The sequence below is a fragment of the Mesorhizobium sp. WSM3862 genome (assembly GCF_002294985.1).
Taxonomy (GTDB): Bacteria; Pseudomonadota; Alphaproteobacteria; order Rhizobiales; family Rhizobiaceae; genus Mesorhizobium.
The window spans coordinates 330063-340508 of record NZ_NSGE01000006.1 but is presented as its reverse complement, the minus strand read 5'-3'; the positions used below and the strand labels follow the sequence as shown (position 1 = coordinate 340508).

The following is a 10446-nucleotide window of genomic DNA, read 5'->3' as shown; positions in this document are numbered from 1 at the left end:
GAAACATGGAAAATCCAGGTGTCGGTTGGATCGCTGCTATTGTGATCGGCGGCATCGCCGGCTGGCTCGCCGAGATGTTCATGAAGAGCAATATGGGCGTGCTCATGAACATCCTTTTGGGGGTTGTCGGCGCCATCGTCGCTAACCTCCTTCTCGGATTGCTGGGCATATCCTTGACCGGATGGCTTGGCTATCTTGTGGCCGGCTTTATCGGCGCATGTATTTTGATCGCTGTTGCCCGGATGTTCAGACGCTGAACCGGCAAACTGGGCGCACTGAAGCGCGTGATCCCATACGATCACGCGCTTTTCCTTAGGAGAAGCCCTTGATGATCGGCTTCCCGACGCATCGGCAACCGGGTTCCTCGCCCGGCCGGATGAAACGCTTGACGGCAGGGTCGTACCAGCCGGTCGAAATCTTGTAGCGGACCCTTTCGCGGCCGGCCTGGACATGCGTGGGGCGAGGTTCCTTGCCGCCGCCGCTATGGTGCCACTCAGCTTCATCGATACCGAGTTCGAGCTGGCGCGCGGTGTTGAAGGCCGACGTCGCCTTGTTGTTCTGGTCGAGCGCGATGAAAGCGGCCCGGCGCCGCGTGATGCCGGAATATCGCTCGAGATCCTGCACCAGGCCGGAGAGGTCGCGGCCGGTCTGCACCGACCGCATCACCGCGCCCTCGACCTGGTCGAAATACTGCGACGGGATCGACTTGATCAGCGCCACATTGGCGTGAATCGTCGCGTCGACGACGTCGCGCATCGCCGCCGTCATCTTGAACTCGACCGAGATGCCGCCATCGCGCAGGATCTTGCGCAGCGCCGCACTCGAACGTTGCTCGACCGAGAGCGCGAAATAGTCGCCGAGCTTCACCGCGGCGACGTCGAAGCGCTTGGTCCACTGCGCGGCAAGCTTGCGGATCGATCGGCGCAGCGCATCCGCTGGCGTCTCATCCTGCGCTATGCGGGGCGTATTGGCACGGGCTTTCAGCCAGTAGATCACGCTGTCGCTCATGGCGTCGATCAAGCGCGTCAGACGGCCCCTATAGGCCGTCTCGATCCCGACGTTGGGTCGGACCGGGCGAAGCACCTTTTCGTTGCGCTTGGCCGTCCGACGACTTTGCAGGCTGGACATCACGATCCCTCAGCGTCTCGGCGATCTCGCGATCGTCGGGCGTCTGTGCTTTGAGGAGTTCCCAGAGGTGGAGCGTGATCAAGCGGTGCCGGCGTTGTCCGTGACGGGAGCCGCACTATCTGCCGGCTCCCCGGGCTTGGCAACACCCGCCTCCCAGACAAACCGTTCTAAGGCAAGAACGGTTTCAACGATGTTGTCGCCGGTGACACTGACGTCACGCCCCACGATTTCGAGCAGCCGAAGCCGGATTTCGCGCGTCTCGTTCATGCCGCGTCTCACCCAACGAAGCCGAAAATTCGAAGCCACCGCACCGCAAGATTGGACCTTTCCAGCTTTCAGGTCCATAGTGTCCCATCACCGGCAACAGCATGCGTTGGGCGTCGGTGGCTGAGAGATATTGAGCTCCCGCCTAGAGACGGAGAGCCTCGATGACGGATTTTCAATCTCGAATTGCGTTGGCAGAAAAGCACGTCGCGAAAGGGCGCGAGCTTGTGGAACGGCAACGCCAACAGATCAGACGCATAGGAGCGCAGGGACGGCAAAGCGCGGAGGCTGAACATTTGCTCACCCTATTCGAGCAAACCCTTGCGATTTTTGAGGATGACCTAGCCGCCATCCTTCTGCGAAATCAGGGCCAAGAGCCGTAGGCGGTTGCGATCGGGGCGGAATTCAACCTGACCCACTACCCCGGCGCCCTCGATATCCTTGGCCGGAGAGCCACCATTCGGCACCAGCCCATCCTCTTCCTCTTCGAGGAGGTCGGGCAGGTCCTCGACGTCGATCGAAGAGAAGTCAGAGTCCGGATCGCCGCCAACGCGGTGACGCGATTCCTCGGGCGAGATCACGCCGCCGTCGATGAGGATCACGTCGCGCTCGGCCTTGATCTTTTCAACCTCGGCCGCTTCCTTCTCATTGGTCTCTTCGAGCTTCTCAAACTCGAAGTCGATGCCTGGGTCGGGCTCGCCCCAAAGCGAGGTCATCACCAGGCCGAGCAGGCGGTGGATGGGCTGGCGAAACAGGTGCTCCTGGAAGGAATGCACGTAGTCGTAGAACACCTGGATTTCGCCCTCCGAGGAGGCGTTCAAGCCGGCCGGCTGGACGCCGAGCAGCTTGACCAACGGAATGTGGCTCACCGACGCCATGTGCTCTTGCGCCTGGGCCTGGAGCACGTCGAGCCCGGAGAGCGGAGCCGCGACGTTCTTGAAGTCCTCGCTATCCTTGTCGATCATCATCAGGCCGCGATTGGACCTGACCAAATTGAAAAGTTCAGCACGGCGGAAGAGCTGGTCGCCGTCGGCTTGCAGCGTCTCGCCCAGGTTGGTGGCGAGCAGGAAGACGCTGAACATCGAGATGATGTCGTTCACCGACTGGCGCGTCTCCAGCCAGTTGTCGACATACGGCTTGCACATCTGCGACAGCGACAAGCCGCCGAACGAATAGGTCGGCTTCAACAGGTCGGGCACCTCGCGCCCGATCAGCGTGATCAGCCGCGTGGTGTGGACGATCTTGGCCTGCACATACCAGCTGTCGGGCCGATACCAGTTGTCCTTGAGCGGATCGCTCGAGTTGTAGTTGGTCGGATAGCACCAGACCGCCTCGACGGTGCGCAGCGCCTGGATGGGCTTGTTGGCGAACTTGGTGACGCTCAGCTTGTCCCAGCCGGTGCCGATCGGCTTTTGCAGCTCGTCGACATCGTCGGTGTCGCCGGTGTCGATGTAGATGTGACCGCGGCCGAAGAAGCCATCCTGCTCGGCGGCGCGGCAGAAGATGTCGCGCACGTTGAGGCGCTTGAACTCGGCCTCCAGCTCCGCGATCCTGTCGGCCTTGTCTTCACCGTCGTTCGAGGTGAAGCGGATCCATTTGCGCGTCATCTCGGTCGCGATGGTCTCGGAGATCACCCGGTATTCCGGGCGCTGAGCCAGCTCCGAGAGGTAGGCGTAGCCGAGGAAGGTGATCCCCTCCGAGAAGTAGCCACTCAGCGCGAAGCCGTTCGCCCAGCTCTGAACCGCGCCGACGGCGCTGTCCATGGCAAGCCCGGTGTTGCCCGACGGGAGCACGCCATCCGGGTGCTTGGGCAGGGTGAAGACCGGCACCGGCTGCTTCGGTGCGGCCGCTTGCGCGCGGATCGCCGACAGCATCGCATCCGAGATGCGCGTGGGAGGACGCGCTCCTGGAGGAACTGCTGCCGGCGGCGCCGACGCAGGGACGTCGGCGACTGGTCCGCGTGTCCAACGACGGCGCAATGCGCCCCAAAGTTTCTTGATCATCGCGGCCCCGGCTGGGCAGCGCGCCGAAGAACGTCGTCGCTGATCACCATGGCCCCCTTGATGTTGAGCAGCCTCGTAAAGGCGCCGGATGAAGCATCGACCTGGTCCATCAGCTTGGAGGCTGGGAACAGGCAGAGTTCGTCGAGGTAGAGCGTGTTCCACTCGCCTTCGACGATGTGGACGTTGCCGTGCTCGCATTGCGCCGCGAACGGCTCGGCGCGCGTGATCTTGTCGCCGGTCTCGCCCTCGGCATGCACTTTGTAGCCGGCGAGCTGCGCGACGAAATCCTGCACCTGCGCCTTGCCGGCCTGACCGGGATCCTGCGGCAGGCTGATGTGGACCGCCTTGCCGTCGAGCGCGGCCTGCGTCTCGATCGTCTTACGGACCGACTTGCCTTCCTCCCGAAGCGTCACGACATGGCCGACATAGTAGCGGCCTTCGGGATCGCGGCCGAGTTTGACGCCTGCGGTGCGCGCGCCAGTGCCGCCGCGCGTGCCGGCCAAGTCCCAATGGCGGACCCAGATGGTGCCCTTCGGCGCTGCCCTGACGATGCGACCCTCGAACCATGCGCGCTGGAACATGCCGCCGGCGCGCGGCGCTGGCCGCTGCTGATACTGGCCCGCGACGGCATACGACGTCATGTCGTTGTAGAGCTGTTTCAGCTCATCGGGCGGGAAGCGGATCGGATCGAGGATCTCGCCGTCGACGGTGCGAGGATCCTGCCGCCAGACGAGCTGGAGCTTGATCGCCTCGATCTCGGCGCGACGCTCGTCCGGCAGATTGTCGTTCTCGCCGTACCAGTGCTGCTTGCTCGCGTCATAGCGCGCCAGGATCGGCTCGCCGACGGAGCTGGAAACCTTGACCGGGGTGTAGCAGCAGCGGTCGGGCTCGAACTGCATCGGCAGGCACAGATGGACGTAATCCATCTTGCCGTCGAGGATGACGCCTGTGACGTCAGCCTCATGCAGGCGCTGCATGATGACGATGATCACGCTGCGCTTCTGGTCGTTCAGGCGGTTTTGCGCGCCCTCGCGAAACTTGCGGGTTGTGGCGGTGCGCTCGGTCGCCGATTCCGCCGTCTCGGTCGAGTGCGGATCGTCGATGATCAGGCGATCGCCACGCTGCGAGGTGAGCGAGCCGAACGCCACGCCCTCGCGGGTGCCGGTGCTGTTGTTGGCAAACGAGGTCTCGGCCCTGCGGCTGAGATGAACCTCGGGCCAGCGGTCCTGGTACCAGCGCGACAGGATCAGATCGCGGCATTTGCGGGTGTCGCGATTGACCGGCCCGTCGTTATACGCCGTCGACAGATACCGCATGCCGGGCCGGCCGGCCGGTCCCCACTCCCAGGCCTGCAACAGCACCGAGACGAGCAGCGATTTCGATGTGCCAGGCGGCACGTTGATGACGAGGCGGTTGCGCAGGCCCAGCTCGAGAAACTTGCCCTCGACCAGCGCTTGCAGATGGTCGCAAACCACCTGCATGTGCCAGTTCCAGACCAGCGGCGTCTCCGGCTCAAGTTCGAGCCACGCCATCTTGACGAACTCGGCGAACGATCCCTTGGCCTTGCGCCGGTCTCGCTCGATCAGCAGGTCTTCGAGGTCGGGGGCATTGAGCGGCGCGCGGGCGGCGGCAGACTTCTGCGCCATTCAAATCACCCTTGCGCTTCGGCGGCCTTCCGTCGTTGCGCTGCCGCAATCAGGACGTCCAACTCCTCGTCGGTGTAGTCTTTCGGGTTCGCCCTTGCTTGCGTCTCGACCGGACCGCCATTCTTGCCGGTCTGCTCGACGCGGCGCACATAGCCCCGGTCCTTGCCTTTGAGCTCCAGGTACCAGCGCACGGTCTGCAAATCGCCAGAGCGAAGCGCGATCACCACCTGCCCCTCGGCAACGTCGAGCAACTCGTCGGCGATCTCGGAATCGGCCTCCTGGATTTCAGGATGCTCGTTCAGGAAGGCGTAGAGCGTGGTGCGGCCGACGTTCAGCTTCTCCGCCGCGACCGTCTTGATGCCGCCGCACTGGCGCAGCATCGCGATCACGCGCGGCACGTCGCGCTCGGTCAGTTTCGGCGATGCCCCGCCCCGGTTGCCTTCCGCCGGCTTCGGCTGTGGTGCCGGCTCAGGCTTGGGAGCAGGCTTCGGCGCCACAGGAGGCGATGCCTTGCTGGCCGGCTTCTTCTTGCCGCGCGCCGGCTTTTTTTTCGGCTCGGCTTTCGGCTTCGTTGTGGCCGTTTCAGCCTTGGCCTTGGCCTTCGGCTTCGATGTCGCCACGGTGGTCTTGGTCTTGATCACCGGACGACTCGCGCGTGCGAGTGTTCGGAATGTTCGGGATGGCTCTTTTTTTTGCCACCCATCCCGCAACCCATGGACATCATGCCGCGAGCCGAACCGAATGCGATTGTGCTGGTCAAATCGGGCCGCAAAGCGTTGCTGGGCATAAGGTCTGCAAACATGCGCCGAAATGCAAACTGACCCATAATGCTTGACGCTGCGGCCACGCTAACCACCGGCACTACGTTACACACACACGAATGCATCTGGATCACGGAAGGAGGACGCGTGCGAGGCACACGGCGAAGGTGAACGACAGGATGGCGAGCACCACGATAAACGGGGTGCCGAATGGCGGGCCGGCGATGGGCGCTTCGGGCTTGGGAAACGAGCCGGGCAAGCTGGGCAGTTCATGCCGCATCGGATTTGTCCTCCGCTTCCGCTTCGAGTTGATCCAGCCGCTCGCCGGCAAGGCGCGCCATGACCGAGAGGGCGATGCCCGAATTGACGATGTTGAGCTGGCTCTTGGTGCGCACGATGGCGTCGAAGAACTCGTCGAACTTCGACTGTGGCGCGGCATGGATGCGGAAGCGCTTCGCCCTTTTGGCGAGAGCCTCCAGCTCGACCTCGAACCGCACGCGGTCTTCCGGCAGGAAGGAGAACAGCAGCTCGTCGTATTTGATGTTCGCTCCGCCGAGTGCTGTCGCACCTGGTCCCTTGTCGCCAGAGAGCACGCTGTCGTCGAGACCGGAGAACTTCTTCGCATCGATGTCGAGCGAGGCGTAGAGCTGGGCAAGCAGCGACTGGTCGTCTTCGCCGTTGATTGAATTGTGGCTCAACTGGATCGCCACCTTGCGCTTTTCCGTCAACGGGGTGGTGATGACGAGCGCGTCAACCAGCGGCAGGCCAGCCTCGATCGCGGCGGCCGTGCGATGATGTCCGGACAGGATCTCGAGGGAGCCGTCTTTGTTCTGGCACACCAGGACCGTGGTGGTGAGGCGGCCATCGATTTTGACGTTCTCGACAAGGCGCTTGAACATGGCCGGTGCCATGTAGTGCGCGTTCTTCTCGCGGCGGCGAAGCGTGTTCGGATCAACCTGGCGCGCCTCGATATCGAGGGCCTTCCAGTCAACGCTTGAAGTGCTTGCCATACCACCACTCGAACGCTTGTTGCGGCGTCTCGTCGATGCGGGCGCCGACGTAATGCAGGCGGAACTTGCCTTCCGGCCCGTCGATCTCCTCGCGCTTGGTCTGCTCGAAGATGCCGCGATATTTCATCGATACCGGATGGTCCGAGAACGCCGAGGTTTGCACCTTGTCGAAACGGTCGATGAAGCGCTTGCCCATGTCGCGCAGCAGCTCGCCGTTGCAGGCGAGCCTGGTGACGAGCTTCGACAGTCTGCCCTCGCGCGAGATGGCGAAGTCGGACAGCAGGTAAATCGACCGCTTCGCGAATTTGTCGAGGTTGTAGATCAGGCCGCCGACCAGCATGTCGTCGACGCGCACCAGGTAGTTCACCATGCCGGGTGTGTGGGTGATGCCCTTCTTGAGGTAGACGTCCTTGAGGAACGTCATCTGGGCAGCGTCGGCCCGGCCAATCGTCACGACCGAATCCGGCTTGATCTTGTCGAGGTCGATTGGCTTGTAGCGGAACGGGGCCGACCGCGGCACGAGCTGCAGGTAGGACGACTTGCCGGTCGACACGTAGCAGTAGTGCGGGTGGCCCCGGCCGGAGACGAATTCCAACTCCGGTTTCAGATCGTCGTAAATCTGGTCCGAGAGGATGCAATAGGGGACGCCCGCCTGCCGCACGCGCTCGATGAGACCGCGCAGCGCCTTGGGGTCGAACAGCTCATATCGGGGAGCTTCCCATCTGATGTTCTCGGCCAGGAACTCGAACATCTTTTCGTAGCCGCCCTTGTAGAACGGCGGGTAGGAGAAGATCGCGGCCTTGCGGTCGATCGCCTCCTCGAGATGCAGGATCCAGTCGCGCGGCGAATAGCTCTTGATCGGGATCATGCCCGGAAGCTTGCGGACCTTGTCCAGGGTGCGCTCGACATAGCTGGCGAAGTTCGCAACCAGGTGCTCGCGATGGCTGGTCTTGTAGGCGTTCGCCTTGCCGCCAGCGAAGCGGCCGAGATTGAAGCCGACGGCCAGCGCGGCGAGGCGCTGATCGGGCTCCCGAAAGTCGAACTCGTTCACGAAGTCGAGCGCGCCGTGAAACTCATAGTCTATCGGCTTGCCCAGCACGTAACCGGCGATGGCTGACGAGTAGAGGCTGACGTCGTTGGAGTGCATCTCAACGCCGGGGAAAGTGGCGAGGGTGATCTGCTCGAACCGGAACGTTCCGGAGCAGCAATTATAGACCCGGCCCCACTTGTCGACCTCAGACACGCGAAGGATTTGCGCGATGCATTCCTTCGGCACAACGCCTTGAAACATAACGCCGAGGGCCTCACTTTTTCACTTGCATCGGAGGTGTAACCGAATAAGTTACTTGTAACCAGAACGGTTACTTTCCCTACCACGGATCACCGACCAATGACCCTCAACGACCTCGCGGCCAGCCTTCATCAGAAGTCCGGCTTCGGCGGCGCTCGCCTGGAAGCGATCACCTTCGCCGCTGCCATCGGCTTGGCCCGCTACGCCGGTGCCGAGCACCAGACCTATTTCAAGCGGCGCTTCGCCGAAACCATTGAGAAACTAAGCTCTGACGACGTGCTCGACGTCGTGGGCTTTGTGGCGAAAGAGGCTGGCATTCAGCCCTCGCCGGACGGCTTCAACACCAACTGATTTTTCAGGGACCGGCCGAATCGCGAAGCAATATCAGGCTGCGCGATTTCTGCCTCTCCCCCCGGCTTTTTGTCAAGCGGCGTTCGCAACCATTTTGGCAACAATCCCCTACCACGGAGATCAGAGACCATGGCCAACTACCTATCACCTACCGGAAGCCCGATCACCGGAACATTGGAGCGGCTGACCGGCCGCGCTCACATCAGCGACATCGACCCGGAGACGGGCCAGCCGGAATACGCCGGCGGCACCGAAATCTTCTGGAACGATATCCAGACCGCCAAGCGCAACGGCAAGATCGTCTTCCTCGACGAGGAGGGCGACGAGTGGACGTTCGACCAGCTCACCCGCGAGGACGTGGACGAAGAGGAGGAAGACGCCTGCGACGGACCTGACCCGCGCACTGCTGAATTACAAGAGATCGCAGACGGCGCTTTCGGCGACGGACCCATGGCGCGCGGAGCGGCGCGCGACATGCTCAAGCGGGAGCAGCGCTGATGGCCCGCTATCTAGTCACATGGGAGATCGACTACGAGGGCGAAGGCGATCCCGAAGCGGCCGCACGCTGGGCGTGGGATATCCTGCGCAAGCCGGACTCCACCGCAAGCGTCTTCACGATGATCGATGAAGACGGGAACGAAACCAAGATCGATCTGGCCGAGCTCGACGAGGCGCGGCTGGAGAGTTCCATCAGCAGCGTCGGCGACGTGCTGCGCAGGCTGACCGAGGAGGCGCGCCATGCCCATCGGTAGCCATCAGTCCGCGGCGGCCGGCACCGACGTCTGGCTGACCCCTCCCGCCCTCCTGGCCGCGCTCGGTGGCGCCGAGAGTTTTGACCTCGATCCCTGCGCTCCCCTCGATCGGCCGTGGGACATGGCGCGCCAGCACTACACCATCGCCGACAACGGTCTAGCCCGGCCCTGGCACGGTCGCGTGTGGCTCAACCCGCCATACTCGAACAACGTGATCGGCCGCTGGATGGGCCGTATGGCCGAGCACGCCCATGGAATCGCGCTGATCTTCGCCCGCACCGAAACGCAGGTGTTCCACGAGTGCGTCTGGCGCGCGGCCGATGCGCTGCTGTTCATGGAAGGGCGGCTGCATTTCCACGATGCCGCAGGGACTCGAGCAAAGGCCAATGCCGGCGCGCCGTCGGTGTTCTGCGCCTATGGCGCCGACGATGCTGACCGCCTTGCGGCCAGCGGCATTCCCGGCGCTTTCGTGCCGCTGCGCCTGCGCTCGCTGATCTTCGGCTTTGCCTCCGTCGGCTCGTGGGTCGACGAGGTGTTGAAGGTGATGCAGCGCGCCGGCGCGGCCGTGCGGCTCGACGATCTCTACCGCGCCTTGGCCGAGAATCCGAAGTCCGAACGCAATCCGAACTGGAAGGCGAAGGTCCGCCAGACCCTACAGCGCGGTCCGTTCGAACCGCTAGGCGAGGGCGTCTGGCAGGTGGCCGAGGGGAGGTTGCTCTGATGCGCCACTTCCGGACACGCCGATATGGCCCGTTCGAAGACACGAGGCGAAAGCGGCTCGCCTTGGCCCGAAAGCAGCGCCTTGAGCGAGAGAAACTGCCGCTCTTTTCCGAGATGATCGCAGAGGAGCAGCCAGACGCCGACACCGTTATGGCGCAGCGCGCCGAGCAAGCGGTGATCTGGGAGCAGAATACTCGCGACCGCCGCGCCGCGAACTGGCGTCGTGCAAGGAGCCGGCTTTTCGCCTACGGCGACAACATCCGGAAAATCCTGCGGGCACTCTGGAATAGCGCTCCCTACCCGGGCACGCCGGAATATTTCGCCGACATGCTCCACAGCTACGACGTCGGCCGGCTCGACCCGGAGAACCCGCCATGGGTCTACCGAGGTCCGGGCGTCAAGGGTTTCGACCCTCTCCCCATCATCAACCGATCTCGCGAGCGCATGGGGTTGCCGCCCCTCTCGTCGCTCGCAGAACTTCCGAGGTACGGCAATGGCTAAGACCGCCAAGGCGAAAGCA

Annotated in this window: 14 protein-coding genes; 6 read left to right on the top strand and 8 right to left on the bottom strand. The window is 63.2% G+C overall.

Going from position 1 to position 10446, the window contains the following annotated elements; translation table 11 throughout:
• Nucleotides 1-5 precede the first annotated feature (5 nt).
• Nucleotides 6-257: a GlsB/YeaQ/YmgE family stress response membrane protein gene (locus tag CK224_RS20845; RefSeq protein WP_095783038.1), complete on the top strand. Its 252-nt coding sequence runs from the start codon at nucleotides 6-8 to the stop codon at nucleotides 255-257.
• A gap of 55 nt (nucleotides 258-312) precedes the next feature.
• On the opposite strand, the gene CK224_RS20840 is transcribed toward CK224_RS20845, so the two are convergent.
• The 8 genes from CK224_RS20840 to CK224_RS20810 form a co-directional block, all read right to left on the bottom strand.
• The gene (locus CK224_RS20840) at nucleotides 313-1128 is read right to left on the bottom strand and encodes a phage minor head protein (protein ID WP_210199665.1); all 816 of its coding nucleotides are present in this window, start codon (nucleotides 1126-1128) and stop codon (nucleotides 313-315) included.
• Between the two features lie 78 nt (nucleotides 1129-1206).
• A complete protein-coding gene (locus tag CK224_RS20835; protein WP_095783037.1) occupies nucleotides 1207-1395 on the bottom strand; it encodes a hypothetical protein in 189 nt (62 codons plus the stop codon).
• 338 nt (nucleotides 1396-1733) lie between these two features.
• Nucleotides 1734-3266, bottom strand: a complete 1533-nt coding sequence (locus tag CK224_RS20830; protein WP_095783036.1) for a DUF1073 domain-containing protein — start codon at nucleotides 3264-3266, stop codon at nucleotides 1734-1736.
• Between the two features lie 125 nt (nucleotides 3267-3391).
• Nucleotides 3392-5041 (bottom strand): phage terminase large subunit, encoded by a 1650-nt coding sequence (terL, locus tag CK224_RS31980; protein ID WP_245426049.1) that lies wholly within the window; start codon nucleotides 5039-5041, stop codon nucleotides 3392-3394.
• Between the two features lie 5 nt (nucleotides 5042-5046).
• Complete coding sequence (locus CK224_RS20820) at nucleotides 5047-5682, bottom strand: helix-turn-helix domain-containing protein (RefSeq protein WP_095783035.1); 636 nt, start codon at nucleotides 5680-5682, stop codon at nucleotides 5047-5049.
• A gap of 250 nt (nucleotides 5683-5932) precedes the next feature.
• Nucleotides 5933-6082, bottom strand: coding sequence for a hypothetical protein (locus tag CK224_RS31395; RefSeq protein WP_176477972.1), 150 nt, complete (start codon nucleotides 6080-6082; stop codon nucleotides 5933-5935).
• Complete coding sequence (locus CK224_RS20815) at nucleotides 6072-6812, bottom strand: ParB/RepB/Spo0J family partition protein (RefSeq protein ID WP_095783034.1); 741 nt, start codon at nucleotides 6810-6812, stop codon at nucleotides 6072-6074. The genes CK224_RS31395 and CK224_RS20815 overlap by 11 nt, the downstream gene beginning before the upstream one ends.
• On the bottom strand, nucleotides 6790-8055 hold the full coding sequence (locus CK224_RS20810; RefSeq protein WP_141245841.1) for a hypothetical protein: 1266 nt from the start codon (nucleotides 8053-8055) through the stop codon (nucleotides 6790-6792). The genes CK224_RS20815 and CK224_RS20810 overlap by 23 nt, the downstream gene beginning before the upstream one ends.
• Nucleotides 8056-8202: 147 nt before the next feature.
• On the opposite strand from CK224_RS20810, the gene CK224_RS20805 reads away from it, so the two are divergent.
• The 5 genes from CK224_RS20805 to CK224_RS20785 all read left to right on the top strand — a co-directional run bounded on the left by CK224_RS20805 (nucleotide 8203) and on the right by CK224_RS20785 (nucleotide 10427).
• The gene (locus tag CK224_RS20805; RefSeq protein ID WP_067328661.1) at nucleotides 8203-8454 is read left to right on the top strand and encodes a hypothetical protein; all 252 of its coding nucleotides are present in this window, start codon (nucleotides 8203-8205) and stop codon (nucleotides 8452-8454) included.
• A 129-nt stretch (nucleotides 8455-8583) separates the two neighbouring features.
• The gene (locus tag CK224_RS20800; RefSeq protein ID WP_141245840.1) at nucleotides 8584-8952 is read left to right on the top strand and encodes a hypothetical protein; all 369 of its coding nucleotides are present in this window, start codon (nucleotides 8584-8586) and stop codon (nucleotides 8950-8952) included.
• Nucleotides 8952-9206 carry a hypothetical protein gene (locus tag CK224_RS20795; RefSeq protein ID WP_095783031.1) on the top strand — a complete coding sequence of 85 codons (255 nt, stop codon included), beginning with the start codon at nucleotides 8952-8954 and terminating at the stop codon, nucleotides 9204-9206. The genes CK224_RS20800 and CK224_RS20795 overlap by 1 nt, the downstream gene beginning before the upstream one ends.
• The gene (locus tag CK224_RS20790) at nucleotides 9193-9927 is read left to right on the top strand and encodes a DNA N-6-adenine-methyltransferase (protein ID WP_095783030.1); all 735 of its coding nucleotides are present in this window, start codon (nucleotides 9193-9195) and stop codon (nucleotides 9925-9927) included. Before CK224_RS20795 ends, CK224_RS20790 begins: the two co-directional genes overlap by 14 nt.
• A complete protein-coding gene (locus CK224_RS20785; RefSeq protein ID WP_095783029.1) occupies nucleotides 9927-10427 on the top strand; it encodes a hypothetical protein in 501 nt (166 codons plus the stop codon). The genes CK224_RS20790 and CK224_RS20785 overlap by 1 nt, the downstream gene beginning before the upstream one ends.
• Nucleotides 10428-10446: the final 19 nt, after the last annotated feature.

Excerpts from the sequence above, each read along its gene's own strand:
- terL (WP_245426049.1), bottom strand. The coding sequence starts at position 5,041 with ATGGCGCAGAAGTCTGCCGCCGCCCGCGCGCCGCTCAATGCCCCCGAC.
- CK224_RS20835 (WP_095783037.1), bottom strand. The coding sequence starts at position 1,395 with ATGAACGAGACGCGCGAAATCCGGCTTCGGCTGCTCGAAATCGTGGGG.
- CK224_RS20805 (WP_067328661.1), top strand. The coding sequence starts at position 8,203 with ATGACCCTCAACGACCTCGCGGCCAGCCTTCATCAGAAGTCCGGCTTC.
- CK224_RS31395 (WP_176477972.1), bottom strand. The coding sequence starts at position 6,082 with ATGCGGCATGAACTGCCCAGCTTGCCCGGCTCGTTTCCCAAGCCCGAA.
- CK224_RS20795 (WP_095783031.1), top strand. The coding sequence starts at position 8,952 with ATGGCCCGCTATCTAGTCACATGGGAGATCGACTACGAGGGCGAAGGC.
- CK224_RS20840 (WP_210199665.1), bottom strand. The coding sequence starts at position 1,128 with ATGTCCAGCCTGCAAAGTCGTCGGACGGCCAAGCGCAACGAAAAGGTG.
- CK224_RS20830 (WP_095783036.1), bottom strand. The coding sequence starts at position 3,266 with ATGCTGTCGGCGATCCGCGCGCAAGCGGCCGCACCGAAGCAGCCGGTG.
- CK224_RS20785 (WP_095783029.1), top strand. The coding sequence starts at position 9,927 with ATGCGCCACTTCCGGACACGCCGATATGGCCCGTTCGAAGACACGAGG.
- CK224_RS20790 (WP_095783030.1), top strand. The coding sequence starts at position 9,193 with ATGCCCATCGGTAGCCATCAGTCCGCGGCGGCCGGCACCGACGTCTGG.
- CK224_RS20815 (WP_095783034.1), bottom strand. The coding sequence starts at position 6,812 with ATGGCAAGCACTTCAAGCGTTGACTGGAAGGCCCTCGATATCGAGGCG.
- CK224_RS20800 (WP_141245840.1), top strand. The coding sequence starts at position 8,584 with ATGGCCAACTACCTATCACCTACCGGAAGCCCGATCACCGGAACATTG.
- CK224_RS20845 (WP_095783038.1), top strand. The coding sequence starts at position 6 with ATGGAAAATCCAGGTGTCGGTTGGATCGCTGCTATTGTGATCGGCGGC.